Source organism: Amycolatopsis sp. WQ 127309 (assembly GCF_023023025.1).
In the GTDB taxonomy this organism is placed as follows: domain Bacteria; phylum Actinomycetota; class Actinomycetes; order Mycobacteriales; family Pseudonocardiaceae; genus Amycolatopsis.
In genome coordinates this window covers 3314998-3340845 of record NZ_CP095481.1, presented here as the reverse complement: position 1 = coordinate 3340845, position 25848 = coordinate 3314998, and the positions used below count along the sequence as shown (strand labels likewise).

Annotated in this window: 24 protein-coding genes and 4 tRNA genes; 14 read left to right on the top strand and 14 right to left on the bottom strand. The window is 70.4% G+C overall.

Going from position 1 to position 25848, the window contains the following annotated elements; translation table 11 throughout:
* Positions 1-4: 4 nt before the first annotated feature.
* The 5 genes from rplA to MUY22_RS15585 form a co-directional block, all read right to left on the bottom strand.
* Positions 5-724 (bottom strand): 50S ribosomal protein L1, encoded by a 720-nt coding sequence (rplA, locus tag MUY22_RS15605; protein WP_247060473.1) that lies wholly within the window; start codon positions 722-724, stop codon positions 5-7.
* A gap of 86 nt (positions 725-810) precedes the next feature.
* The gene (gene rplK, locus MUY22_RS15600; RefSeq protein ID WP_155548843.1) at positions 811-1242 is read right to left on the bottom strand and encodes a 50S ribosomal protein L11; all 432 of its coding nucleotides are present in this window, start codon (positions 1240-1242) and stop codon (positions 811-813) included.
* Between the two features lie 73 nt (positions 1243-1315).
* Positions 1316-2170, bottom strand: a complete 855-nt coding sequence (gene nusG, locus MUY22_RS15595; RefSeq protein ID WP_247060471.1) for a transcription termination/antitermination protein NusG — start codon at positions 2168-2170, stop codon at positions 1316-1318.
* Positions 2171-2244: 74 nt separating this feature from the next.
* Entirely contained in the window at positions 2245-2682 is a 438-nt protein-coding gene (secE, locus tag MUY22_RS15590; RefSeq protein ID WP_247060469.1) for a preprotein translocase subunit SecE, read from the bottom strand.
* 26 nt (positions 2683-2708) lie between these two features.
* Positions 2709-2781 (bottom strand) — tRNA-Trp (locus tag MUY22_RS15585).
* 206 nt (positions 2782-2987) lie between these two features.
* Between MUY22_RS15585 and MUY22_RS15580 the strand changes: the two genes are divergently transcribed.
* Positions 2988-3911 (top strand): TIGR03619 family F420-dependent LLM class oxidoreductase, encoded by a 924-nt coding sequence (locus tag MUY22_RS15580; protein WP_247060467.1) that lies wholly within the window; start codon positions 2988-2990, stop codon positions 3909-3911.
* Between the two features lie 23 nt (positions 3912-3934).
* Here the strand turns inward: MUY22_RS15580 and MUY22_RS15575 are convergent, their stop codons facing one another.
* Positions 3935-4150, bottom strand: coding sequence for a hypothetical protein (locus MUY22_RS15575; RefSeq protein ID WP_247060465.1), 216 nt, complete (start codon positions 4148-4150; stop codon positions 3935-3937).
* 136 nt (positions 4151-4286) lie between these two features.
* On the opposite strand from MUY22_RS15575, the gene MUY22_RS15570 reads away from it, so the two are divergent.
* The 3 genes from MUY22_RS15570 to MUY22_RS15560 are packed head-to-tail and all read left to right on the top strand — an operon-like array spanning position 4287 to position 6537.
* A complete protein-coding gene (locus MUY22_RS15570) occupies positions 4287-4637 on the top strand; it encodes a GntR family transcriptional regulator (protein ID WP_247060464.1) in 351 nt (116 codons plus the stop codon).
* Complete coding sequence (locus MUY22_RS15565) at positions 4634-5596, top strand: hypothetical protein (protein WP_247060463.1); 963 nt, start codon at positions 4634-4636, stop codon at positions 5594-5596. The genes MUY22_RS15570 and MUY22_RS15565 overlap by 4 nt, the downstream gene beginning before the upstream one ends.
* Before the next feature lie 35 nt (positions 5597-5631).
* Positions 5632-6537 carry an SGNH/GDSL hydrolase family protein gene (locus MUY22_RS15560; RefSeq protein ID WP_247060462.1) on the top strand — a complete coding sequence of 302 codons (906 nt, stop codon included), beginning with the start codon at positions 5632-5634 and terminating at the stop codon, positions 6535-6537.
* 3 nt (positions 6538-6540) lie between these two features.
* Here the strand turns inward: MUY22_RS15560 and MUY22_RS15555 are convergent, their stop codons facing one another.
* The 6 genes from MUY22_RS15555 to MUY22_RS15530 form a co-directional block, all read right to left on the bottom strand.
* Positions 6541-6939, bottom strand: a complete 399-nt coding sequence (locus MUY22_RS15555) for a MaoC family dehydratase (RefSeq protein WP_247060461.1) — start codon at positions 6937-6939, stop codon at positions 6541-6543.
* Positions 6936-7385 (bottom strand): MaoC family dehydratase N-terminal domain-containing protein, encoded by a 450-nt coding sequence (locus tag MUY22_RS15550; RefSeq protein WP_247060460.1) that lies wholly within the window; start codon positions 7383-7385, stop codon positions 6936-6938. Before MUY22_RS15550 ends, MUY22_RS15555 begins: the two co-directional genes overlap by 4 nt.
* Before the next feature lie 81 nt (positions 7386-7466).
* Positions 7467-7631, bottom strand: a complete 165-nt coding sequence (rpmG, locus tag MUY22_RS15545; RefSeq protein WP_005152047.1) for a 50S ribosomal protein L33 — start codon at positions 7629-7631, stop codon at positions 7467-7469.
* 50 nt (positions 7632-7681) lie between these two features.
* Positions 7682-7754, bottom strand: a tRNA-Met gene (locus MUY22_RS15540).
* Between the two features lie 49 nt (positions 7755-7803).
* Positions 7804-7876 (bottom strand) — tRNA-Thr (locus MUY22_RS15535).
* 80 nt (positions 7877-7956) lie between these two features.
* Complete coding sequence (locus MUY22_RS15530; protein WP_247060459.1) at positions 7957-10602, bottom strand: bifunctional diguanylate cyclase/phosphodiesterase; 2646 nt, start codon at positions 10600-10602, stop codon at positions 7957-7959.
* A 240-nt stretch (positions 10603-10842) separates the two neighbouring features.
* Here MUY22_RS15530 and MUY22_RS15525 point away from each other — a divergent pair, with 240 nt between their 5' ends.
* From MUY22_RS15525 to lon, 4 genes are all read left to right on the top strand, one after another.
* Positions 10843-11781 (top strand): GNAT family N-acetyltransferase, encoded by a 939-nt coding sequence (locus tag MUY22_RS15525; RefSeq protein WP_247060458.1) that lies wholly within the window; start codon positions 10843-10845, stop codon positions 11779-11781.
* Between the two features lie 72 nt (positions 11782-11853).
* Positions 11854-12705, top strand: coding sequence for an SAM-dependent methyltransferase (locus MUY22_RS15520; RefSeq protein WP_247060456.1), 852 nt, complete (start codon positions 11854-11856; stop codon positions 12703-12705).
* The gene (locus tag MUY22_RS15515) at positions 12702-13550 is read left to right on the top strand and encodes an SAM-dependent methyltransferase (RefSeq protein WP_247060454.1); all 849 of its coding nucleotides are present in this window, start codon (positions 12702-12704) and stop codon (positions 13548-13550) included. Before MUY22_RS15520 ends, MUY22_RS15515 begins: the two co-directional genes overlap by 4 nt.
* Positions 13551-13650: 100 nt before the next feature.
* Positions 13651-16053 carry an endopeptidase La gene (lon, locus tag MUY22_RS15510; RefSeq protein ID WP_247060452.1) on the top strand — a complete coding sequence of 801 codons (2403 nt, stop codon included), beginning with the start codon at positions 13651-13653 and terminating at the stop codon, positions 16051-16053.
* Positions 16054-16115: 62 nt separating this feature from the next.
* Here the strand turns inward: lon and MUY22_RS15505 are convergent, their stop codons facing one another.
* On the bottom strand, positions 16116-17135 hold the full coding sequence (locus tag MUY22_RS15505) for a LacI family DNA-binding transcriptional regulator (protein WP_247060451.1): 1020 nt from the start codon (positions 17133-17135) through the stop codon (positions 16116-16118).
* Positions 17136-17308: 173 nt separating this feature from the next.
* Here MUY22_RS15505 and MUY22_RS15500 point away from each other — a divergent pair, with 173 nt between their 5' ends.
* From MUY22_RS15500 to MUY22_RS15480, 5 genes are read left to right on the top strand one after another with little or no spacing between them, the layout of a single operon-like run.
* Positions 17309-18961 (top strand): glycoside hydrolase family 13 protein, encoded by a 1653-nt coding sequence (locus MUY22_RS15500; protein WP_247060450.1) that lies wholly within the window; start codon positions 17309-17311, stop codon positions 18959-18961.
* Positions 18962-18977: 16 nt separating this feature from the next.
* Positions 18978-20333, top strand: a complete 1356-nt coding sequence (locus MUY22_RS15495) for an ABC transporter substrate-binding protein (protein WP_247060449.1) — start codon at positions 18978-18980, stop codon at positions 20331-20333.
* Positions 20330-21286, top strand: coding sequence for a carbohydrate ABC transporter permease (locus MUY22_RS15490; protein WP_247060448.1), 957 nt, complete (start codon positions 20330-20332; stop codon positions 21284-21286). Before MUY22_RS15495 ends, MUY22_RS15490 begins: the two co-directional genes overlap by 4 nt.
* Positions 21283-22143, top strand: a complete 861-nt coding sequence (locus tag MUY22_RS15485) for a carbohydrate ABC transporter permease (protein ID WP_247060447.1) — start codon at positions 21283-21285, stop codon at positions 22141-22143. Before MUY22_RS15490 ends, MUY22_RS15485 begins: the two co-directional genes overlap by 4 nt.
* A gap of 23 nt (positions 22144-22166) precedes the next feature.
* Complete coding sequence (locus MUY22_RS15480) at positions 22167-25034, top strand: carbohydrate-binding protein (RefSeq protein WP_247060446.1); 2868 nt, start codon at positions 22167-22169, stop codon at positions 25032-25034.
* 46 nt (positions 25035-25080) lie between these two features.
* On the opposite strand, the gene MUY22_RS15475 is transcribed toward MUY22_RS15480, so the two are convergent.
* Positions 25081-25163 (bottom strand) — tRNA-Tyr (locus MUY22_RS15475).
* 117 nt (positions 25164-25280) lie between these two features.
* Between MUY22_RS15475 and MUY22_RS15470 the strand changes: the two genes are divergently transcribed.
* The gene (locus MUY22_RS15470; protein WP_247060445.1) at positions 25281-25772 is read left to right on the top strand and encodes a YajQ family cyclic di-GMP-binding protein; all 492 of its coding nucleotides are present in this window, start codon (positions 25281-25283) and stop codon (positions 25770-25772) included.
* The last annotated feature ends 76 nt before the right edge of the window (positions 25773-25848 follow it).

Sequence of the window (25848 nt, the reverse complement as noted above, 5' to 3'; positions counted from 1 at the left end):
CGACTCAGATGTTCGCGTCCTCGGAGAGGAGGTTGCGAGTCCGCAGCGGGTCGACCGGGATGCCCGGGCCCATCGTCGTGGCGAAGGTGACCTTCTTCAGGTAACGGCCCTTCGCGGACGACGGCTTGGCGCGGAGGATCTCGTCCAGCGCCGCCGCGTAGTTCTCGACCAGCTTCTCGGTGTCGAAGGAAGCCTTGCCGATCACCAGGTGCAGGTTGGCCTGCTTGTCGACGCGGAAGTTGATCTTTCCGCCCTTGATGTCCTGGACCGCCTTGGTGACCGCGGGGGTCACGGTGCCGGTCTTCGGGTTCGGCATCAGGCCACGCGGGCCGAGGATGCGGGCGATGCGGCCCACCTTGGCCATCTGGTCCGGCGTCGCGATCGCGGCGTCGAAGTCGAGCCAGCCACCCTGGATGCGCTCGATCAGCTCGTCGGTGCCGACCGCGTCGGCGCCGGCGGCTTCGGCCTCGGCGGCCTTGTCGCCGACCGCGAAGACGATGACGCGGGCGGTCTTACCGGTGCCGTGCGGCAGGTTCACGGTGCCGCGGACCATCTGGTCGGCCTTGCGCGGGTCCACACCGAGACGCATCGCGACCTCGACGGTCGCGTCCATCTTGGTCTTGGAGGTTTCCTTCGCCAGCTTCGCGGCGTCGAGCGGCGCGTAGAGCCGCGCCTTGTCGATCAGCTCCGCAGCCTGGCGGTAAGCCTTGCTGTGCTTGGTCATGCTTCTGTCCTTAACTTCTCAAAAACGGATCAGTGTGGTGACGAGCCGCACCGGGCTCTCCCACGTGTAGCTGCAGACGTCAGACGTCAGACGACCGTGATGCCCATGGAGCGGGCGGTGCCGGCGATGATCTTCGCCGCCTGGTCGATGTCGTGCGCGTTGAGGTCGGACTCCTTGGTCTTCGCGATCTCGCGGACCTGGTCCCAAGTGACCTTGGCGACCTTGGTCTTGTGCGGCTCGCCGGAGCCCTTCTCGACACCAGCGGCCTTGAGCAGCAGGCGCGCGGCCGGCGGCGTCTTCAGCTTGAAGTCGAACGACCGGTCCTCGTACACGGAGATCTCGACCGGGACGACGTCCCCACGCTGCGACTCGGTCGCGGCGTTGTAGGCCTTGCAGAACTCCATGATGTTGACGCCGTGCTGGCCCAGAGCCGGGCCGACCGGCGGAGCGGGGTTGGCCGCACCCGCCTTGATCTGCAGCTTGATGATCGCCGCAAGCTTCTTCTTCTTGGGTGGCATTTCTTTTCCTGTCCTGTACTACGTTCCCCGCGTACCTGCCGTGGACGTGGGGACTGCGACCGCGCGGCGGCCGTCAGATCTTGGAGACCTGCGTGAACGACAGCTCGACCGGGGTCTCCCGGCCGAAGATCGACACCAGGACCTTCAGCTTCTGCCCGTCGACGTTGACCTCGGAGATCGTCGCCGGCAGGGTCGCGAACGGACCGTCCATGACCGTGACCGACTCGCCGATCTCGAAGTCGACCTCGACGGCCGGGCCACCGAGCGGGGCCGAGGCCGAGCCGGACTCGCCCTTGCCGCCCTTGGCCGGGGCTTCGTTCTCGACCTTCGGGGCGAGGAACTTCAGCACCTCGTCCACGGTCAGCGGAGACGGCCGCGAGGTGGCGCCGACGAACCCGGTGACACCCGGCGTGTTGCGCACCGCGCTCCACGAGGCGTCGTTCAGGTCCATCCGGACCAGGATGTAGCCGGGCAGCACCTTGCGCTGCACCTGCTTGCGCTGGCCGTTCTTGATCTCGGTGACCTCTTCGGTCGGGACCTCGATCTGGAAGATGTAGTCCTCGACGTCCAGCGTCGTGGTGCGGGTCTCGAGGTTGGTCTTCACCTTGTTCTCGTACCCGGCGTAGGAGTGCACGACGTACCACTCGCCCGGCGCGGCCACCAGCTCGGCGCGCAGCGTGGCGACCGGGTCGTCGTCCGCCGCGGCGGGCTCGGCTTCGGCACTCTCGGCGTCAGCGTCGTCCGCCACCTCGGCGGTTTCGGCGTCGGCGGAGTCTTCCTCGGAGGCGGCTTCGTCGACCTCTTCGGCTTCGGGCACGTCGACGGGTTCCAGGTGCTCGGACTCCTCGTCACCGAGTGCCGCGTGCACCTGCTCGTCGGAAAGCTCGGTCAGCTCCTGACCGGCTGCTGTGCCGTTGTCGGAGGTCACGTTCCGTCCTCTCAGTTGATCATTGCCGGGGTCAGGCCGGGACCTGGAGCCCCATCGGCGCGCGCCAGGGCGCGTCAGCCGAATACGTGGCCGATGCCCCACTTGAACAGCAGGTCCAGGCCACTCACCAGGGCCACCATGAACACCACGAAGACCAGCACGACCGCGGTGTAGGTGACCATCTGCTTGCGGTTCGGCCAGATGACCTTGCGCAGTTCCGCCCACACCTCGCGGACGAAGCGCACCAGCCGCGCGAACACGGAGGCCTTCTTCGGCTTCTGGTCCCGCTTCGGGGTCGGAGCGCCCTTCGCGTCGGCGGACTTCTCCCCCGACTTCCCGGCCGGCCGCGCCTTGTCGTCCGCACGTGCCGCGGACTTGCCCGCCGGACGAGCGGTCGCGCGGCGTTCACGCCTGGCAGCGGCTGTGACCGGGCGGGACTGGCTCTCGGGCTTCGACCCGGTGCCGTCCTGCTCCTGCTCGCCGCCGCTGGCGTCGCTGTCGCTCACGACCACTCCTTCGCTCCACCAGTTCCGTTACGCAGGGGTGACAGGACTTGAACCTGCAACCTGCGGTTTTGGAGACCGCTGCTCTGCCAATTGAGCTACACCCCTGTGAGGTCCCGATCGCTCGGGGCCCCCGTGGACGCCTTCCAGCATCCCCACCATCCAGGCGGGGATGACCGTAGTGCTTTCCAAGTCCCGAAGTCTACGGCAACCCCCGGGAGAGTCCGCAACCGCGCCCCCCGAGCGACCGCCGAACCCCGGTCGGCCTGCGGGAAACTCCCCGCCGACCTGGTGATCATGCCAGGATGTCCGCCATGACGAGCAACCCGGAGTCCCGCTCACCGGTGAGCGGGACGCGACTCGGGCTCGCCCTGCCCCAGTACGGCGCCCTCGCCGATCCCGCCGCCGTCGCGCGCTTCGCCGTCGCCGCGGAGGAACTCGGCTTCGGCTCGCTGTGGGTCGGCGACCGGATCCTGACGCCGCTCGAGCCGTCCGATCTCTACCCGGGCGGCGGAACGCCGGAGCACCCGTACCCGGAGGAGTTCAAGACCTTCGCCGACCCGTTCACGACGCTGGCGACGGCGGCGGCGGTGACGAACACGGTCCGCTTGGGCATGAGCGCCCTGACCGGCCCGGTCTATCCCCCCGTCCTGCTCGCCAGGGCGCTGACCTCGCTCGACCTCGCCAGCGCGGGACGGCTGGACGTCGGCTTCGGGCTCGGTTGGCTGCGCGAGGAGTACTTCGCGACGGGCGTGCCGTGGGCGGGCCGGGGCGAGCGGCTCGACGCGGTGCTCGACGCGCTCGACGCGATCTGGACCGGTGACCCGGTGGCGCACGAGGGCCCGCAGTGGCGGATCGCGCCGTCGACGGTCGGCCTGCGCCCGGCGCAGGATCCGCGGCCACCGGTGCTGCTCGGTGGCTTCGCGCCACCGGCGCTGGCCCGCATCGGCCGCCGCGCGGACGGCTGGCTGGCCGGCTGGATGCCCCGGCAGTACCTCAAAGCCCTCTGGACAGTGGCGCTCGAAACGGCCGAAAAAGCCGGCCGGGACCCCGGCACCCTGCGGCGGGTACTGCGGATCAACCCGCGCGCGGGCACCGGGGTCGAGTCGGTCGCGGACGTCCTGCCGTGCCTGGACGTGGCCCGCGAAGAGGGCATCACGGAGGTGCTGGTCGACCTGCACTACGTCGCGAAGGACGTCGACCACGCACTGGAGCTGGCCGGCGAACTGGCCGGCTGAGCCTCGGGCCGCTCAGGCCCCCCTCAGGACTCGCTGTCGGCGAGCGTGGCGAGCGCCTGCGCCTTGGCCGCGAACTTCCAGCCGGCGAGGTCGCGGATCGTCTTGATCTTCAGCTCGGCGAGCAGCTCGTCGTGCTTCGGCGTGAGCCCCTCGAGCGCGGACGGCGGGGCGTCCAGCAGCTCCTTGATCGACTTGTCTTCGTAAGCCTTGTCGACGAGCTTGTTCAGGTTCAGGGCCACAGCGCTTGCCTGCCTTTCTCGGTTCGGCTTCTTCAGCGGGGCCCACCCTCGCTGTGATCCTCGTCGCACGCAAGTGTCGATCCCTCGTTCAGGTTCACCCACCCAAAGGCCAGTTAGTTCTAGTACAGTTAGAACTATGCTCGTACGGATCGATCCGAGTTCGACCGTCCCGCTCTTCGAACAGGTGGCGGGTTCCATTCGCCGCGCCCTCGCCGCGGGCAGCCCGGCGCAGGGCGACCAGCTGCCGCCGGCCCGCGAGCTGGCGACGTCGCTCGAGATCAACGTCCACACCGTGCTGCGGGCGTACGCGCTGCTGCGCGACGAAGGCCTCATCGACCTGCGAAGACGGCGTGGTGCCGTCGTGCTCGGCGGCGCGCCGTCGCGGGCGCGGCTCACCGAGCTGGTCGCGGAACTGGTCGACGAGGCGAAGCGTGCGGGCGTCGGCCTGGACGAGCTCACCGGGGTGATCAAGGAGAAGTACTCATGACCAAGCTGATCCGGGTCCTGATCGCGACGGCCGTGCTGCCGGGCGCGGTCCTGGCCGTCGTCGCCGTCCTCGCGAACGCGTGGGCGGACCGGCTGCCCGACCCCATCGCGACGCACTGGAACAACGGGCCGGACAACGCCGGCTCCCTCGGGCTGTTCGTCACCGTGTGCCTGGCGCTCGGCGTGGTCGTGACCGCGGTCGTGGTGGTGATCGCCGTCGTCGCGCTGCGCAACGGCCGCCCGCTGCCGCGGCTGTCCGCCGGGATGGGCGCCGGGCTCGCCGCGATGCCGGCCGCCGTCCTGGTGTCGACGCTCGCGCTGAACCTCGACGCGCCGGACTGGCACGCGGCCCGAGGGGGCGCCCTGGTCCTGCTCTTCCTGCTGGGCGTGGCCGGGCTCGGCGTCGTGGCCGGGTTCGTCGGCGGCCTGCCCACGCCGGCCCGCGAGCACCGGACCGGCGCGAACCGGCCGAGCGTCGGGCTCCGGCCGGGGCAGCGGGCGTTCTGGTCGGGCCGGGCGGCCAACCCGGCGATGCTCTGGGCGCTGCTGGCGATCCCCGGCGCGATCGCGTTCCTGCCCGCCGGGCTCCCGTGGCCGACGGCCGTCTGGATCGGCTTCGTGGGCGCGGTGGTCGCGGCGTTGACCTACCGGCTGCGGGCGAAGGTGGACGGCACGGGCGTGACGATCCGCTTCGGCCTCGTCGGCTTCCCGTGGCGGCACCTCGAGCTGAGCGACATCCGCGAGGCCACCGTGCGCGAGCTGACGACGTTCGGCGACGGCGGGCTCGGCCTGCGCTTCAACTCGGTCACCGGCACGACGGCGTACAAGGTGCGCGGCGGCCCGGCGCTGGAGCTGACCTTGGCGAACGGCCGGACCGTGCTGGTGAGCGTCGACGACCCGGAGACCGGCGCCGGCCTGGTGAACGACCTGATCGCCCAGGGCGTCACCCGGATTGACTAGGTGCGCGGAGCACGGCGGCCGGTAGAAACGGACGAGTGGCGAAAAAGAGCGGTGGGGGCGGCTGCCTCGTGGTCGTGCTCGTGGTCGGGTTGCTGATCTTCGGGTACTACAAGTGGCAGCACGGCTCGTCCGCCGCGCCGCCGGACGGCGCGGACACCGGCGGCGGCAGCGGCCGCTACGTGGCCCTGGGGGACTCGTACACGTCTTCGCCGCGCACCGGCGGGCAAGCGGGCCGGCCGGCGGGCTGCGAGCGCACGGACGACAACTACCCGCACCTCGTGACGGCCAAGGTGAAGCCGGCCGAGTTCGCCGACGTCAGCTGCGGCGGCGCGACGACCGCGAGCCTGAGCAGCACGCAGAAGACGTCGAACGGCTCGAACCCGCCCCAGCTGGACGCGGTCGACGGGAAGACCACGCTGGTGACGCTCGGCATCGGCGGCAACGACGTCGGCTTCCTGGGGATCGCGCCGTCCTGCGCGACGGCGCACCCGTCGGCGTCACCCTGCAAGGACAAGCTGACCGCGGGCGGGCACGACCAGATCGCCGAGCGGATCGCGAGCACCGCGCCCAAGGTGGGCGCGGTGCTCGACAAGATCCACGCGAAGGCGCCGCAGGCGAAGGTGATCGTGGTCGGCTACCCCACGGTCCTCCCGGACGGCGACGGCTGCTGGCCCGTGCTGCCGTTCGGCTCGGGCGACGTCGCGTACTTCCGCGACGGGCTCGCCGACCTGAACTCGATGCTCGAGGACCAGGCGAAGTCCCACCGCGCGGGCTTCGCCGACACCGCGACGCCGAGCAAGGGCCACGACGTGTGCGCCGACTCGGACAAGCGCTGGGTGGAGGGCCTGCTGCCGGCCTCGCCCGCCGCGCCGATGCACCCCAACGCGCGCGGCGAGCAGGGCATGGCCGACGTCGTGGTGACCCTGCTGAAGCTGCCTTGACGGTCAGACGCGGACGAGGACCTGCGGCTTGCCCAGCACGGTCTTGCCGTCGGACTTCACCACGAGGTCGATGCGGGCGATGCCGTCGTCCTGCAGCGCGCCGACCTTTCCGGTGATCTCGACGAGCGCGCCTTCCGGCGTGTTCGGGACGACCACCGGGCGCGTGAAGCGGGCGCTGAAGTCGACCAAGCGGCCCGGGTCGCCGAGCCAGTCCGTCACCACGCGGCCGGACACGGCCATCGTGAGCATGCCGTGCGCGATGACGTCGGGGAGGCCGACGTCCTTCGCGAACGCCTCGTTCCAGTGGATCGGGTTGAAGTCGAGCGCCGCGCCGGCGTAGCGGACCAGCTGGTCGCGGGTGATCCGGACCTCGAGGGCGGGCAGTTCGTCGCCGACGTTCACGCGGCCTCCCCCCGCACCACGAGCTGCGCGCGCGTGGTGGCGATGTGCGCGCCGGCGCTGTCGGTGATCTCGGCGCGCAGGTTGATGAAGTCGTTGCCGGCCCGGGCCATGATCCGGTCGATGTGCGTCGTCAGCAGCAGCGTGTCCCCGGCGTGCGCCGGGCGGCTGTAGGAGAACTGCTGGTCGCCGTGCACCATCCGCGAGTAGTCGAGGCCGAGCTCGGGGTCGGTGACGATCGCGTTGATCGAGGCGAGGTTGATGATCGTGAGGAACGTCGGGGGCGCGATGACGTCCGGGTGGCCGGCGGCTTTCGCGGCGTCGACATCCCGGTAGACCGGGTTCTGGTCGCCGATCGCGTCCGCGAACTCCCGGATCTTCTCCCGGCTCACTTCGTAGCTGGTCTTCGGCGGGTAAACCCGTCCGGTGAACGACTCGTCCAAGGGCACGCCGACGAGGCTACCAACAGCAAAGAGCCGCCCCGATGGTCCAGGGCGGCTCTTCGAAGCTGGTGCGAACGCGCTACGCGGTCAGCGGGTTTCCTTGTGCGTCCGGTGCGTACCGCAGTTCGGGCAGAACTTCTTCATCTCCAGGCGATCCGGGTTGTTGCGCCGGTTCTTCTTGGTGATGTAGTTGCGGTGCTTGCACTCTTCGCACGCCAGCGTGATCTTGGGTCGCACGTCGGTGGCAGCCACAGCGTTTCCTTCTCTCTCAGGTCCCGGGGCGAGCCCCAGTCGTTACCGCGTAGCGGTGGCCGGACTTGAACCGGCGACACAGCGATTATGAGCCGCTTGCTCTGCCAGCTGAGCTACACCGCCCTACATGACCCAAGCCGCGACACGCAGGCGTGACGCGGCTGAGGTCGTGAGCCCCTTTACGGAATCGAACCGTAGACCTTCTCCTTACCATGGAGACGCTCTGCCGACTGAGCTAAAGGGGCCTGGCCTCTCGCGAGGACTTGGAAAGATTACCAAGTCCCGTCACCCGGCTGTGCAACCGGGGTCCCGAAAGAGCAAAACCTCAGGTCAGCAGGGTCAAGACGGTCTCGGAGTGGCGGCCGGGAGACCGCGCGGTACGGGCCTGCAGCCACGCCTCCAGGCGGTCCTCCGGCAGCGGCCGCGAGATGAGGTAGCCCTGCGCGACGTCGCAGCCCATCGCCTCGAGCTGGTCGCGCGCGACGTCCTCTTCGACGCCTTCCGCGACCACCGTCAGGCCCAGCGAGTGGCCCAGCTCGACGATCGAGCGCACCACGGCCAGGTCGCCGAGGTCGGTGCCCATGCCGAGGACGAAGCTCTTGTCGATCTTGACCTGGTCCACCGGCAGCTGGCGCAGGTAGGCCAGCGACGAGTAGCCGGTGCCGAAGTCGTCCACCGCGAGCGTGATGCCCAGCGAGTGCAGCTCGCGCAGGATCGGCAGCGCCTTCTGCGGGTCGGACATCACGCCGGACTCGGTCAGCTCGAACGTCAGCAGCTCGGGCGGGATGCCGACGCGGTCCAGCTCGCGGGCCACCTTGTTCGGGAAGTCCTCGTCGGCCAGGTTGCGCACCGACAGGTTGACCGCCACCGAGATCCGCAGGCCCTCGTCGAGCCACTTGCGGCAGCGCTTCAGCGCCTCGCCGAGCACGAACGACGTCAGCACGCCGATCAGGCCGGCCGCCTCGATGGCCGGGACGAACTCGTCCGGGCCGAGCCTGCCGAACTCCGGGTGCACCCAGCGGACCAGCGCCTCGACGCCGGCCACCTGCCGGTTCGGCAGCGTGATCTTCGGCTGGTAGTGGACGCTGACCTGGCCGTCTTCGAGGGACTGCCGGAACTGCGTGACCATCTGGAAGCGGCGCAGGAAGATCTGGCCCATGCTCGGCACGTAGCCGCGGACCTCCTCACCGCCCTTGGTAGCGCGAACAGCGACGTCGGCGCGCTGCAGCAGGCCTTCGATGTCGACGGCGTCGCCGGTTTCCTCCGCGGACGTCGTCGCGTAGCCGATCATCGCGTTGGCCTCGACCGAAAGCCGGTCCACCGGGTACGGCGCGGACAGCTCCTCGCGCAGCCGCTCGGCCGCGTGGTGGGCGTCCTCGGGCGGGGTGCCGACGAGCAGCGCCGCGAACGACGCGCCTTCGAGCCGGGCCAGCGGGACGTCGGGGCCGAGCGCGTCGCGGATGCGGCGGCCGGCGGCGATGACCATCCGGTCGGCCCAGGCGTAGCCCAGCGCGTCGGAGACGGTGGAGAAGACGTCGAGGTCGATCCGCAGCACGACGGCGTTCGCGAAGTCCCGCAACGGTTCCTTCGCCACCTGCCGGAAGCCCGGCCGGTTGAGGTGCCCGGTGAGCGGGTCGTGGTAGGCGTCGTGGCGCAGGGTCGCGAGCAGCCGCCGGTTGTCCAGCGACGTCGCGAGGTGGCTGGCCATCGTGCCGAGCAGCTGGACGTCGTACTTGCCGAAGCCGCGCCAGCGGGACAGCCGGTCGTGCGCCTCGACGACGCCGAGCAGCTGGTTCGCGCTGCGCAGCGGGACGACGAGCGCCTCCTGCGCGCCGCGGTCGAGCAGCGCCGCGCGGACGTCGGGGTTGGCCTCGGTGATCCGGAAGTGCCGGACGTGCGCGCCGGGCAGGCGCAGCAGCGGGTCGTCGGCGCCCGGGTCGGCGGCCGGCAGGTCGTCGCCCGCGACGACCACGCGCATGGTGTCCTTCGGCTCCAGCCGCAGCCGCAGCACGACGCGGCCGGCGGCGAGCTGGTCCTTGATGCGCTCGGCGATCGTCGCCCACTCGCGGACGTCGACGCCGCCGACGAGCTCGTCCGCGCGGCTGGCCGGGCGCGCCGCGGCCTGCTGGCCGGAGCGGGCGACCATCAGGCTGACGTCCGAGAGCGCCTCCATGTCCCGCTGCTCGCGCAGCAGGTCGGAGTAGGCCCAGTAGAGCGCGGTGAGACCGAGGAAGACGGCGAGCACCAGCGGCCACGCCTTGGGCGTGTTCGAGATGACGAGGTAACCGGAGAGGCCGACCGACGCGTTGACGAACCCGACGACCAGGATCCGCGCGGTGAGCCGGACGGCGGTGCTGACGCGCATCCGGCGGCGCAGCACGCGTACCGCGGCGAGCGCGAGCAGCGTGCTGACGAGCGGCGCGGTCAGCGTGCCGGCGAGCGCGGCGACCCAGGGGATCTCGCTGCCCGAACCGGCGCCTACGGCGACCTTCACCAGACCGGCGACCGCGAAGGCGCCGGTGATCTCGAGCAGGAACGCGCCGGCGTTGTAGAGGACGCGGCCGGCGACCTTCCGCGCGAGCAGCGTGCCGATGCCCGCGACCAGGTGCGCGGCCAGCACGACCTCGAACGGCGCGATGAAGAAACCGATGACGAGCGGGATCTCGGTGAAGGAGATGGTCCACGAGATGCCGCTGCGGACGTCGACGTTGATGCCGAGCTGCTCGGCGAGCAGGAACGCGACCGCGAGGACCGGGCCGATCCACAGCAGCTTGCTGTCCCAGTGGAACGGCAGCCACGAACCGACCGCGAACGCGGCGACGAGTCCCAGGCTCAGTACCGCGAAGGTGTAGGCGCGGAACCGGCGTTCGTCGGTCCGTGCCTCGGCGGAGGCCACGGGGAGCGGCGCGGTCGCGGGACCGCCCGGCCCGGGCTGCGCCACGGCGTCGCCGTGCGCGTTGGTCTCCGGCATCCGTTCTTCCCTCCCGGATTGCCCACCGGTCCTGATCCGTGACGTCAGGTGTGGACAAGGGCCATACCGTACCCCGTAGGGCGTACTCATGTCCCTTTCGAGACAGTAGGAGATCACCCCAGGGTTAACAATGCCTCGATAGCGCTGACCTGCGTGGACCAAGGGGTGAAACATCAGGTATCCCCTATCCCCGAGGCACCCTCTACGCATTCCGGGCCGGTTAGCGCTTCAATGTGCCCCATGCACAGCGATGTGATTGCCAGCGAGCACGCGACGCGGCTCGCGGCGGTGGACCCCCTCCTCCCCGGCTCCTCCCCCTTCGAGAGCACCGAAAACGCGGTGGTGCTGGACGTCGACCTCGGCGACTCGGCTGCCACCGGGCGCGCGTCCCGCGTCCAGGTGGACCGCGACGCCCCCAACGCGCCGTGGCGCGCGCTCACCGAGCACCGCCTCGACCTCCAGCTGGCGGGCCCGCAGCCGGCCGCCGCGCTCGACGCCCTACTCACCCGATGGGATGAACATCTGCGCGCGGTCGCCGAACCGGGCGACACCGAGACCGCCGCGGTCCTCCCGCGGGCCAGCCGGGACGCCGCCGGCACGCGCGAAATGCTGCACCACGGCTTCGCGCCGCTGCGCGTGGTCGCGGTCCGCCCGGCCGACCGGATGATCCCGGAGGGCCCGCGCGGCACCCCGGGCGTCAAGATCCGCCGGGCCGAGCCCGGTGACCTCGACACCGCGGTGGCGCTGGGGATGGAGCTGCACTCCTTCGACGCCCAGTACGGCACGGTGAACCTGCGCTCGGGCGTCGAGGACATCCTGGCCAAGGACCTCGCCGAGCAGCTCAACCGGCCGGAACCGCCGTTGTGGATCGCCGAGCTGTACGGCCGGGCGCTCGGCATGGTGAACGTCCAGCACCCCGGCGAGACCGGCTGGATCAGCGACCGCGTCAAGGCCGGGCGCGTCGGCTACCTGTCGTCCTTGGCCGTCGCCGAAGCGGCGCGGTCGTCCGGTGTCGGTACCGCGCTGTCGGCCCACGCCCACCAGGTGCTCGACGAGGAGGGCACCGACGTCGTCCTGCTGCACCACGCCGCGGCGAACCCGCTTTCGACGCCGTTCTGGTACGCCCAGGGCTACCGGCCGCTGTGGACGTATTGGCAGCGTCGCCCAGCCGTTCGGTGAACCACTGGCGGATTACCGGTCGCACTCCGTCCTTATAGGCTGGCGCCAGGACTCGAGGGATGGGGAGCCGAAGTGAACGAGCGGGACGCCGCGCCCAGAGCACCCGAGGGCGTCGACACGGAGAAGCCGTCCGCGGCCCGGATCTACGACTGGTACCTCGGCGGTACCCAGAACTGGGCCGTGGACCGCGAGTTCGGGCGGCGCGTCGAACAGCAGTGGCCGCTCGTGCGCCCCGGCTCCAAGCAGAACCGCGAGTTCATGAACCGCGCCGTGCGCGCGGCGCTCAAGGCCGGGATCCGCCAGTTCGTCGACCTCGGCTCCGGTGTCCCGACGGCCGGCAACGTCCACGAGGTCGTCGAGGCCGAGCTGCCGGACGAGCACGACGCGACGGTCGTCTACGTCGACTACGAGCCGGTCGCCGTCGCCCACGCGACGCTCATCCTCGAGGAGGAGGCGGCGACCGACTGGGCCGGCATCGTCCAGGCCGACATGCGCGACGCCAAGGCCGTGCTGCGCGCGGAAGAGACGAAGCGGCTCATCGACTTCTCGAAGCCGGTCTGCGTGATGATGATGGCGGTGCTGCACTTCGTCGGCCCGGACGACGACCCGCACGGCCTGCTCAAGGCGTACCGCGACGCGCTCGCGCCGGGCAGCTGGCTGGCGATCTCGCAGATGAGCGAGGGTGACGGCGAAGGCGAGTCGCTGGCCGGGCTGAGGTGGTTCGTCGAGCAGTACCGGAAGACGAGCAACCCGGTGTGGCTGCGCACCCGCGAGGAGATCGAGCCGCTGTTCGGCGACTGGCCGATCCTGGAGCCGGGCATCGTGCACCTGCCGGACTGGCGGCCCGACCGGAAGCTGAACGCACTGGAAGCCGAAGCCCGCCCGTACGCGTGGTGCGGTATCGCGGAGAAGCCGCTCGGATGAGCGAAGGAGCGCCGATCGCGCCCGCCGGGGTGGACACGGAGAAGCCGTCCGCCGCGCGCGTCTACGACTGGTACCTCGGCGGCAACCACCACTGGGCGGTCGACCGCGAGTTCGGCCGCCGCGTGGAGAAGGTGTGGCCGCTGATCCGGCCGATCTCGCGGCAGAACCGGGCGTTCATGAACCGCGTCGTCTCGGCCGCGGTGGACGCCGGCGTCCGCCAGTTCGTCGACCTCGGCTCCGGTGTACCGACCGCGGGCAACGTGCACGAGATCGTCCGGGAGCTGCTGCCTTTTGGTGAGCGCGCGTCGGTCGTCTACGTCGACTACGAGCCGGTGGCGGCCGCGCACTCCCGGCTGATCCTGGAGAAGGAAGACGCGACGGACTGGGCGGGCCTGGTCGAGCGCGACATCCGGCGGCCCGCGGAGATCTTCGCGGACGACGTCGTGTCGGACCTGATCGACTGGTCACGGCCGGTGTGCCTGCTGATGATCACGGTGATGCACTTCGTCGGCCCGTCGGACGATCCCGACGGCCTGATGGCGACGTACCGGGCGAAGCTGGCGCCGGGCAGCTGGCTGGCGCTGACGCACGGCACCTGCCGCGACGACGCCCCGCCGGCCCGCGCGGCCGAGGTTCGCGCGTTCATCGACGCCTACCGCGCCACGACGAACCCCGCGTGGCTGCGCACGGCGGAAGAACTGCTCCCCTGGTTCGGCGGCTGGCCGTTGCTCCCGCCGGGGATGACATCGTTGCCGGACTGGCGTCCCGACGAGCGTCCGACGGTGCTGGATCTGGAGACGCGGCCCTTCGCCTGGTGCGCGGTCGCGCGCCGCCCGAGCCTCTGACCTGCGCTTTCCCTGATCGCTGTGGGCGAACGCACCATCGGAAACAAACACACCCATCGGAGAGTTGAGCAAGGCAGACTCAACTACCCGAGGAGTGCACATGTCCGACACCCGCCTCCTGCCCGTGCTCCCGCTCGATGACGACGTCGTGCTGCCGGGCATGGTCGTCCCGCTCGACCTCACCGACACCGAGACGCGGGCCGCGGTGGAGTCCGCCCAGGCCGGCACGCCCAGCCAGGCGTCCTTCCCCGGCATCCGGTCGACCGGCGCCACCAAGGCCGAAGTCCTGATCGTGCCGCGCGTCCACGGCGAGTACGCCGAGTACGGCACCGTCGCGACCGTCGAGCGCATCGGGCGTGTGCCCGGTGGCAAGGCCGCCGTGCTGCTGCGCGGCACCGCCCGCGCGCTCGTCGGCCGGATGGCCGACGGTCCCGGCGCCGCCCGCTGGGTGCACGCCGAGGACGCCCCCGAAACCACCGGCGACCAGACCGCGAAGCTCGCGGCCGAGTACAAGGCCGTCGTCATCTCGATCCTCCAGCAGCGCGGCGGCTGGCAGCTGATCGACGCCGTCCAGCAGGTCGAGGACCCGTCCGCGGTCGCCGACCTGTCCGGCAACGCGCCCTACCTCGACACCGACCGGAAGGTCGAGCTGCTCACCACGCTCGACGTCACCGCGCGCCTGGAGAAGGCGCTCGAGTGGAGCAAGGAGCACCTGGCCGAGCTCGAGGTCACCGACACGATCCGCAAGGACGTCTCCGAAGGCATGGAGAAGCAGCAGAAGGAGTTCCTGCTGCGCCGCCAGCTCGAAGCGATCCGCAAGGAGCTGGGCGAGCTCGACGGCAGCACCGACGACACGGACTACCGCGCCCGCGTCGAAGGCGCCGAACTGCCCGATGCCGTGAAGAAGGCCGCGCTGGCCGAGGTGGACAAGCTGGACCGGACGTCCGAGCAGTCCCCCGAGGGCGGATGGATCCGCACCTGGCTGGACACCGTCCTGGAGCTGCCGTGGAACGAGCGCACCGAGGACGTCTACGACATCGCGGCCGCGCGCGCCGTGCTGGACGCCGACCACGCGGGCCTCGACGACGTCAAGGAACGCATCATCGAGTACCTGGCCGTCCGGAAGCGTCGCGCGGAGTCGGGTCTCGGCCCGGTCGGCGGACGTCGTTCCGGCGCGGTGCTCGCCCTCGCGGGCCCTCCCGGGGTCGGCAAGACGTCGCTGGGTGAGTCCGTCGCGAAGGCCATGGGCCGCAAGTTCGTCCGCGTCGCCCTCGGCGGCATCCGCGACGAGGCGGAGATCCGCGGTCACCGCCGCACCTACGTCGGCGCGCTGCCCGGCCGGATCGTCCGCGCCATCAAGGAAGCCGGCTCGATGAACCCGGTCGTGCTGCTCGACGAGATCGACAAGATCGGCGCCGACTACCGCGGCGACCCGACCGCGGCGCTGCTCGAAGTGCTGGACCCGGAACAGAACCACACGTTCCGCGACCACTACCTCGAGGTCGAGCTGGACCTGTCCGACGTCGTGTTCCTGGCGACGGCCAACGCCCTGGAGACCATCCCCGGCCCGCTGCTGGACCGGATGGAACTGGTGACGCTGGACGGCTACACCGAGCACGAGAAGGTCACCATCGCCCGCGACCACCTGCTCCCCCGCGAGCTGGAGCGCGCCGGCCTGAGCACGGACGACGTCGCGCTGACGGACGCCGCGTTCAGCCGGATCGCCGCCGAGTACACCCGCGAGGCGGGTGTGCGCGCCGCGAACCGCACGATCGCGAAGGTGCTGCGCAAGATCGCGACGAAGGTGGCGCTGGACCAGGTGTCCTTGCCGCTCACGATCGACGACGCCGACCTCGAGACCTACCTGGGCCGGCCGCGTCACCTGCCGGAGTCGTCGCTGCCCGCGTCGACCCAGCGGACCGCGACCCCGGGCGTGGCCACGGGCCTGGCGGTGACGGGGGCCGGCGGTGACGTCCTCTACATCGAGGCGTCGCTGGCGGACCAGGAGTCCGGCGCGTCCGGGCTGCAGCTGACCGGCCAGCTCGGCGACGTGATGAAGGAGTCCGTCCAGATCGCGCTGTCCTACCTGCGCTCGCACGGCGCGGAGCTGGAACTGCCGGTCGGTGACCTGAAGAACCGCGGCATCCACGTCCACGTGCCGGCCGGCGCGGTCCCGAAGGACGGGCCGAGCGCGGGCGTCACGATGACGACGGCGCTGGCGTCGCTGCTCTCGGGCCGCGTGGTGAAGGCGGACGTCGCGATGACGGGCGAGGTGTCCCTGACCGGCCGCGTCCTCCCGATCGGCGGTGTCAAGCAGAAGCTGCTGGCCGCCCACCGGGCGGGGATGAAGACGGTGATCATCCCGCAGCGCAACGAGCCGGACCTGGACGACGTCCCGGCCGAGGTGCTGTCCCAGCTGGACGTCCACGCGGTGGCGAACGTCCGCGAGGTCCTGGACCTCGCCCTGACCCCGGCTTCGACGCCGGTCGCCCAGGCGGCGTAACCCCGAACGCCGCCACCTGAACGGCCGGTTTCCCTGTCCCCCAAGGGAAACCGGCCGTTTCCCTATGTCCGGACCGGGGCGGTCGACTCGCGTTCGACCAGGGAGACGTCGATCGTCACCGGGTGCTTCGGGCGTTCGCTCTTCTCGATCGAGTCCATCAGGATGGACACCGCCGTCGACGCTTTGCGGGCGATGTCCTGCGACACCGTCGTCAGCTTCGGTGTGACGTAGTTGCAGAGGTCGAGGTCGTCGAAGCCGACCACCGAGATGTCCTCCGGGACGCGTGCGCCCGCCTCGGTCAGGCCGTGGACGATGCCGACCGCGAGGATGTCCGCCGTCGCGAACAATGCCGTCATGCCCGGGTGGCGATCCGCGAGAGCCAGGCCCAGGTCGTGGCCTTCGGCGTACGTCGTGTTGACCGTCTCCACCAGGTCCGGCCGGGCGACGCCGGCGTCCGCGAAGGCCTGGCAGAAGCCCTCGAAGCGTTCGTGGACCACGCCTACGCCGCTGAACGCCGGGCCGGCGAACAGGATCCTGCGGTGGCCGAGGTCCAGGAGGTGCCGGGCCGCGAGGCGGGCGCCCGCGAAGTCGTCCGAGCGTGTGCCCGTCGTCAGGCGGTTCGCCGAGTAGCTGTCGATCGCGACGACGTGGACCGCGCCGATCGTCTTCTTCGTCAGGTTGCCGACCTTCTCGTCGAGGAAGCCCAGCAGGATCGCGCCGTCGAGGCTCCACGACCGCAGTGCCTCGGCGACCTCGTCCGGGTGGGCGACGCCGCGCAGCAGCAGGTGGTAGCCGTACTTGCGCAGCTCGCGCTCGATCAGGCCGACGATCGCCATGGTGTGCGGGCTGATCATCAGGCTGTCCTCGTCGGCGGCCGGCACCAGTAGGCCGACCAGCCGCGACGCCTTGGTCGCGAGGCTGCGGGCCGACGCGCTCGGGACGTAGCCGAGCTCGGCCGCGATGCGCTGGACCTTCTCGATGGTCCCGGGTGAGACGCGCGCGCGGTTGCCGTTCATCACGTTCGACACGGTCATCATGCTCACGCCCGCCTGCTCGGCGACCTCCCGCAGCGTGACGCGCACCCTCGGACTCCTCTCGCTCACCCCGGGCCCCAAGGTTACGGGACCGGCCGTTGACAAGCGGTCGGGGACGACATTACCGTCTATCGAGGTATAGCGCTAAACCTAATCGCCGCGGACCTGGGTCCGCACCCTTCGCCGCGCTCCGGAAACCGTTGAGCCAGAACGGGAGTCCCGTGACCACCGACATCTCGACCAGCCCGCTGACCACACCCGCCGAGCAGGCGGCGCCGTGGTGGCGCGGTGCCGTCATCTACCAGATCTACCCCCGCAGTTTCGCCGACGGGAACGGCGACGGCACCGGTGACCTCGCCGGCGTCCGCGCCCGCCTGCCCCACCTCAAACGCCTCGGCGTGGACGCCATCTGGTTCACGCCCTGGTACTCCTCGCCGCTGGCCGACGGCGGGTACGACGTCGCCGACTACCGCGTCATCGATCCGGCGTTCGGCACCCTCGACGAGGCCGAACAGCTGATCGCCGAAGCCGCCGGGCTGGGCATCAAGACCATTGTGGACATCGTCCCCAACCACGTCTCGGACCAGCACGAGTGGTTCAAGGCCGCACTGGCCGCCGGGCCGGGATCACCGGCGCGCCAACGGTTCTGGTTCCGCCCGGGCCGCGGCGAGCACGGCGAGCTGCCGCCGACGGACTGGGAGTCCAGCTTCTCCGGCGGCACCTGGACGCGCACCACGAACCCGGACGGCACGCCCGGCGACTGGTACCTGCACCTGTTCGCGCCCGAGCAGCCGGACCTCAACTGGAACCACCCGGACGTCCGCGCCGAGCACGAGCGCGTGCTGCGGTTCTGGTTCGACCGGGGCGTCGCGGGCATCCGCATCGACTCCGCGACCATGCCGGTCAAGGACCCGGCGCTGCCCAACGAGGTGACGCCGGACGCGCACCCGTTCGTCGACCGCGACGAGATCCACGACATCTACCGCGGCTGGCGGGCCGTCGCCGACTCCTACGCCGAGCCGCGGGTGCTGGTCGGCGAGGTCTGGCTGGCCGACCCACACCGCTTCGCCCGCTACCTGCGCACCGACGAGATGCACACGGCGTTCAACTTCGACTTCATGATGCGCCCGTGGGACGCCGGCGAGCTGCGCACGGCAATCGTGTCCACTTTGGACGCCCACGGCCCGGTCGGCGCGCCGCCGACGTGGGTGCTGTCGAACCACGACGTCACCCGCGCGGCCACTCGCTACGGCCGCGCGGACAGCTCGTTCGGCTTCGTGGGCCGGGCCTTCGGCATCCCCACCGACCTGGCGAAGGCGCAGCGCCGGGCTCGCGCGGCCGCGCTGCTGTCGGCGGCGTTGCCCGGCTCGCTGTACGTCTACCAGGGTGACGAGCTGGGCCTGCCCGAGGTCGAGGACCTACCCCTGGACGTCCTGCAGGACCCGATGCACTTCCGCTCCGGCGGCACCGACCCCGGCCGTGACGGCTGCCGCGTCCCGCTGCCCTGGACGTCCGACGCGGACAGCGCGTTCGGGTTCGGTGCCGGAACCCCGTGGCTGCCCCAGCCGGAGAACTGGGGTGGCTACTCGGTCGAGCGGCAGGACGGCGATCCGCGGTCGATGCTCACGCTCTACCGGGCCATGATCGCGCTCCGCCGGGCCGAACCGGCGTTGCGCGGGGAGGAGTTCGCCTGGGCGGGCGAAGACGGCGACGACGTCCTCGCCTTCCGCCGCGGCGAGGACCTGCTCTGCCTGGTCAACTTCGGGGAAACCCCGATCGACCTGCCGTCCCACCTCGAAGTCCTGCTCGCCAGCGAAGAGCTGACCGGCGCCCAGTTGCCCACCGACACAGCCGTCTGGCTGCGAGTCCAGTAATCCGCCAGGAGTGACGATGAAGTCCTCGAAGATCGCCGCGGTGTGCCTGTGCGCCGCCGCCGCGCTGACCGCCTGTTCCGGTGGCGACGCCACCACCACCGCCGACGGCAAGACCGTCGTCAAGGTGTCCATCGAACCGGGCCTCGACCAGGGCGCGGTCGCCGCGTTCAACACCCGGGTCACGCAGTTCGAAGCCGCGAACCCGAAGATCGACCTGGTCCCGCAGGAGTTCAAGTGGGACGCGACGACGTTCACCGCGCAGCTGGCGGGCGGCACCCTCCCCGACGTCCTGACCATGCCGTTCACCGACGGCCGCGGCCTGATCGAACGCCGTCAGCTCGCCGACATCAGCGGCCTGGTCGACCAGCTGCCGTACGCGAAGAAGTTCAACCCCGAGGTCGCGAAGGCGGGTTCGGCCGACGACGGCAAGATGTGGGCCGTCCCGATCGCCGCCCACGGCCAGGCGCTGCACTACAACCGGACGCTGTTCAAGCAGGCCGGCCTCGACCCGGACAAGCCACCGTCCACTTGGGACGAGATCCGCACCGACGCGAAGCAGATCGCCGAGAAGACCGGCCAGGCCGGGTACGCCCAGCTGACCACGGACAACACCGGCGGCTGGATCCTCGCCACGCTCGACTACGCCTTCGGCGGCCGCACCGAGCAGCTTGCCGGTGACAAGGCGACGGCGACGCTGAACACGCCGCAGATGGCCCGCGCGCTGCAAACCATCCACACCATGCGCTGGGACGACAACAGCATGGGCGCCAACTTCCTCTACGACTGGAACGGCATCAACCAGGACTTCGCCGCCGGCCGGATCGGGATGTACGTCTCCGGCGGCGGCAACTACGGCTCGCTGAAGGCGCAGAACGCGATCAAGGCGGACGACTACGGCGTCACAGCCCTTCCCCTGGACGGCTCGAACGCCGGCGTCCTCGGCGGCGGCACGCTCGCCGGCGTCAACGCCAAGGCGAACGACGCCGTGCAGGCCGCGGCGGTGAAGTGGATCGACTTCTACTACCTGAGCAAGCAGGCCGACCAGGCCGCGGCGGTGGCCGACGCGAAGGCGACCGCGGACTCCGGCGAGGCCGTCGGCTCGCCCGAGCTGCCGGTGTTCGACAAGGCCACCTTCGACCAGCGGATGGGCTGGATCGCGCAGTACGTCAACGTGCCGGTGAAGCAGATGACGCCGTACACGGACAAGATGTTCGGCCAGCCGCTGATCCCGGAGCCGACCCGGTCCACCCAGCAGGTGTACGGCCTGCTCGACCCGGTGGCGCAGAAGGTCCTGACCGACCGCGGCGCGGACATCCCCGCGCTGCTGGCCGACGCGCAGACGCAGGCCCAGGCGTTGCTGGACAAGCCGTGACGCTCACGGCGGCCCGGCCGGCGGCGGTGACCAGCCGCCCGGCCCGGGCCCGCCGCCGGCGCACCCCGATGACGTGGGTGCGCGGCGGCGGCCTCGGCACGGTCCTGTTCCTGCTGCCGATGCTGGCCGTGTTCGGGCTGTTCTCGTGGCGGCCGATCGGCCAGGCCGTCGTGATGAGCTTCCAGCAGACGAACCTCGTCTCGGACCCGGTGTTCGTCGGGCTCGACAACTATCGCGCCGTGCTCAGCGACCCGCAGCTGTGGAACGCCGTCGGCAACACGCTGTGGTTCGCCGTGCTCGCGCTGCTGCTCGGCTACCCGATCCCGCTCATCGCCGCGGTGCTGATGAGCGAGGTCCGCCGGGCGAAGGGCCTCTACAGCGCGCTGGCCTACCTGCCGGTGGTGATCCCGCCGGTGGTGGCCGTGCTGCTGTGGAAGTTCTTCTACGACGCGAGCCCGAACGGCGTGTTCAACACCGTGCTGGGCGCCGTCGGGATCAGCCCGGCGCCGTGGCTGCAGTCGGCGTCGACGGCGATGTTCTCGCTGGTCGCGGAGGCGACGTGGGCGGCGGCCGGCGCCACGATCATCATCTACCTCGCCGCGCTGACCAGTGTCCCGCCCGAGCAGTACGAGGCGGCCGAGATCGACGGCGCGTCGGTCCGGGGCAAGGTCTGGCACGTCACGCTGCCGCACCTGCGCGGGGTCCTGCTGATCACGTTCATCCTGCAGATCGTCGGCACCGCGCAGGTGTTCCTCGAGCCGTTCCTGTTCACCGGCGGCGGCCCGGCGCGGTCGACGACCACGATCCTGCTGCTCGTCTACAACTACGCGTTCGCCGACAGCCTCGGCGGCGACTACGGCGCCGCGACCGCGTTGAGCGTCCTGCTCGCCCTGGTCCTGGGCCTGTTCTCCGCCGTGTACTTCCGCCTCACCCGCTCCTGGAGCAAGTCATGACGCGCGCCCTGCTCTCGCCGTCGGACTGGCGGCGGCCCGCCGTCCGCCGCACCACCCGCACCCTGCACGCTTTGTTGCTCGCGGCCCTGTTCCTGGCCGGCCTGGGCCCGATGCTGTGGCTGGCGAAGGCGGCCGTCACGCCGACGCAGGACACGCTGCGCGACCCGCTGGCCCTGTGGCCGCACGGGATCGACTTCGCCAACCTCTCGACGGCGTGGACGCGCGTGCAGATCGACAAGTACTTCCTCAACACCGTGTGGGTCGCCGCCGGGTCGTGGCTGGTGCAGCTGATCGTCGCGACGACGGCCGGGTTCGCGCTGTCGGTGCTGCGGCCGCGCTACCGGCGCGTGCTCACCGGCGTCGTCCTGACGACGTTGTTCGTGCCGGCCGTCGTGCTGCTGGTTCCGCTGTACCTGTCGATGGTCGACTTCTCGCTGATCAACTCGTTCTGGGCGGTCTGGCTGCCCTCGGGCGCCAGCGCGTTCAACATCCTTCTGGTGCAACGGTTCTTCGACAACCTCCCGCGTGAGGTGTTCGAAGCCGCTCGCGTCGACGGTGCGGGCCCGCTGAGGTTGTTCTGGTCGGTCGTGCTGCCGATGTCACGGCCGATCCTCGGCGTCGTCTCGGTGTTCGCGATCGTGGCCGCCTGGAAGGACTTCCTGTGGCCGATGCTGGTGCTGCCCGACCCGGCGGTCCAGCCGCTCTCGGTCCGGCTGCCGGCGTTGCAGAAGTTCGTCGAGCTGGACGTCTTCCTCGCTGCTCTGGCTATTTCGACGGTCATCCCCGTCGTGCTGTTCCTCGTGTTCCAGCGGATGTTCCTGCGCGGCAACGCCTTGAGCGGAGCCGTCAAGGGCTGACTCTCTTTGTTGGGAGAAAACAGATGCGCAGATCTCCAGTTCTGGCCGTCGCGGTACTCACCTTCACCGCTCTCTTGGGCACGGTCCCGGCTCATGCCGCGACCACCCGTCTCGAAGCCGAATCCGCTGCCCTTTCGGGCGGCGCGGTCGTCGAAACCGACCATCCCGGCTACAGCGGTTCCGGGTTCGTCGGCGGTTTCACCGACGGCCACCACGGCACCGCGCGAACGACGTTCGCCGTCTCCGCCGCGTCGGCCGGTTCGTACACCCTCGCGCTCGGTTACGCGAACGGCACCGGCTCCTCTCGAACCCTCACCCTGACCGTGGATTCCGGCGCGGCACAACAGGTTTCGCTGCCTGCGACGGCGTCCTGGGACAGCTGGGGGTCGGCGAGCGTAGCCGTCTCGCTCGGCGCGGGCGCGCACAGCGTGTCGTACACCTTCGGCTCGGGTGACAGCGGCAACGTCAACCTGGACCGCCTCGACGTCACGCCGTCAGCGACCGGGCAGGCGGGTCCGCTGTTCGAGGCCGAGAACGCGACGCTCTCGGGCGGCGCGGTCGTCTCGACCGAGCACCCCGGCTACAGCGGGAGCGGGTTCGTCGGCGGCTACACCGACGGCAACAAGGGCAACGCCCGGACGTCGTTCGCCGTCAAGGCGACGACCGCCGGGGCGCAGTCCCTCGCTCTCCGGTACGCGAACGGCACCGGTGCCGCCATGACGCTTTCGCTCTATGTCGACAGCGTCCGGCAACGGCAGGTGTCGCTACCGGCGTCGGCGAACTGGGACACCTGGACGTCGGCGACCGAGTCCGTGACGCTGGCCGCGGGTGACCACACGGTGGCGTACGCCTTCGACAGCACCGACTCCGGCAACGTGAACCTCGACAGCCTGACCGTGACGCCGTCGGTGCCTTCGCAACCCGCTGGTCCTGGTGAGGCGGAGGCGGCGTTCCTGTCCGGCGGGGCGACCGTCGGCACGGCCACCACGGGCTTCACCGGGCCGGGTTACGTGACCGGCTTCGGGACCGCGGGCGCGCGTCTGGTGCGCACCTTCGCGATGGCTTCCGCCGGAACCGCCACCGCGACGATCCGGTTCAGTGGCGCGGGCACCCTTGCCGTGGCGGCGAACGGCCGTGATGCCGGGTCCGTCTCCTTGCCGTCTGGCTCCGGCTGGCGGACGGCGACGGTCTCGGTGCCGGTCCGCGCCGGCGTCAACACGCTGCAGCTGGCCGGCACCGGCAGCGACGTGCTGGTCGACAGCGTGGTCGTCGCGAACGAGACGGTGCTGGCCGCGCGTGGCGCGACGACGCCGTACACCGAGTACGAGGCCGAAGCCGGGAGCACCACCGGGACCGTGCTCGCCGCGGACCGGACGTTCCACACGGTCCAGGCCGAGTCGAGCGGCCGCCGCGCGGTGCGGCTCGGCGCGACCGGGCAGTCGGTGAGCGTCACGCTGACCAAGCCCGCGAACGCCGTCACGCTGCGGTTCTCGATCCCGGACAGCGCGGACGGCGCCGGGCAGACCGCGCCGCTGGCGCTCTACGCGAACGGGACGAAGATCCGCGACCTGTCCCTGACGTCGAACTACAGCTGGGTCTACGGCGAGTACCCGTACACGAACGTGCCTTCGCAGGGCAGCCCGCACCGGTACTACGACGAGACGCGCGCGCAGATCGGCGACTGGCCCGCGGGCACGGTCCTGAAGCTGCAGAAGGACGCGTCGAGCACGGCCGCGTACTACGACGTCGACCTGCTGGACGCCGAGCAGGCCCCGGCCGCGGCGACCGCACCCGCGGGTGCGCTGTCCATCACGTCGTACGGCGCGGTGCCGAACAACGGGTCGGACGCGACATCGGCGATCAACGCCGCGATCGCCGCGGGCGCGGCCCAGAACAAGCCGGTGTGGATCCCGGCGGGGACGTTCCGGATCACGTCGAAGATCAACGTCGCGAACGTGCGCGTTTTCGGCGCGGGGCCGTGGTCGTCGGTGATCCAGGGCACCGGTCCGCGCGGTGGCTTCTTCGGCACGGGCAGCAACGTGACGCTGGCCGACTTCGCGATCTTCGGTGACGTCCGGATCCGCGACGACAACGGTTCCGACGGCGCTCTGGATGGAAACTTCGGCACCGGGTCGCTGATCCAGAACCTGTGGATCGAGCACACCAAGGTCGGGCTGTGGGCCGACTCGGGCACGAACGGCCTGTACGTCGTCGGCACGCGGATCCGCGACACGTTCGCGGACGGCGTCAACATCCACGCCAAGGACGCCGGCACGAGCAACGTGCGCGTGGACCAGTCGATGGTCCGCAACACGGGCGACGACGGGCTGGCGATGTTCTCCGAAGGCAACACGGTGGCCGGGAGCGCGTACACGTTCAACACGGTCCAGTCGCCGGCGCTGGCCAACGGCATCGGCGTCTTCGGCGGGTCCGGCAACCGCGTCGAGGACAACGTCGTCGCGGACAACGTCACGGCGGGCTCGGGCATCACGGTCGGCACCCGCTTCAACCCGGTCCCGCTGTCGGGCACGACGTCGATCCGCCGCAACACGCTCGTGCGGACGGGCAGCTTCGAGTACAACTGGAACTCGGCGATCGGCGGCCTCTGGATCTACGCGGACTCGGCACCCATCGCGGCCCCGATCGTCGTCGAGGACCTGACGCTGACCGACAGCAGCTACCAGGGCGTGCTGCTGAGCTTCCAGAAGTCGATCACGCAGCTGAGCTGCGACCGCGTGACGATCGCCGGAGCGGGCACGTACGGCATCGAGACGAACGCGACGGGCAGCGCATCGATCGCCAACACGAAGGTGACGGGCGCCACGTCGGGCGGCTTGCTCAACGACGGCGGCTACACGCTGGTGAGGGGAGCCGGGAACTCGGGCTTCTAACGCAAACGGCCCCGGTGACCTGCGAGGTCACCGGGGCCGTTGGGCGTGGCGGGTGAGGGATTCGAACCCCCGTAGGCGTAAGCCAACTGGTTTACAGCCAGTCCCCTTTGGCCACTCGGGTAACCCGCCCAAGCCGGTCGTACCGGCCGGGGAGAAGCTTACCCAAGCACTCCCGGCGGGGGTCAACCGGGATACCCGGGACTAGGCTGGGTGCCCCTGACTAGCGAGTACGAGGTGTGAGGACACGTGGCGGATCCCTCTTTCGACGTCGTGAGCAAGGTCGACCACCAGGAGGTGGACAACGCGCTGAACCAGGCGAGCAAGGAGCTGGGCACGCGCTTCGACTTCCGCGGCACGGGCACGACGATCAACTGGTCCGGCGAGGAGGCGATCGCGATCGAGTCCGAGACCGAGGAGCGCGCCCTGGCTGCGGTCGAGGTCTTCAAGGAGAAGCTGATCAAGCGCAGCATCTCGTTGAAGGCGTTCGAAGCGGACGAGCCGGCCCTGTCGGGCAAGATCTACAAGCTCAGCGGCAAGATCATCCAGGGCATCGCCTCGGACAAGGCGAAGCAGATCGCCAAGTTCATCCGCGACGAGGGCCCGAAGGGCGTGCAAGCCCAGATCCAGGGCGACCAGCTGCGGGTGTCGGGCAAGAAGAAGGACCAGCTGCAGGACGTGATCGCGTTGCTCAAGGGCAAGGACTTCGAGATCGCGCTGCAGTTCACGAACTACCGCTGACACACCTCGTTGACCTGCGGGTATCCGGTTTCGGGTGCCCGTGGGTACAACGTCGGTACAACCGAGCGCGGAGTCA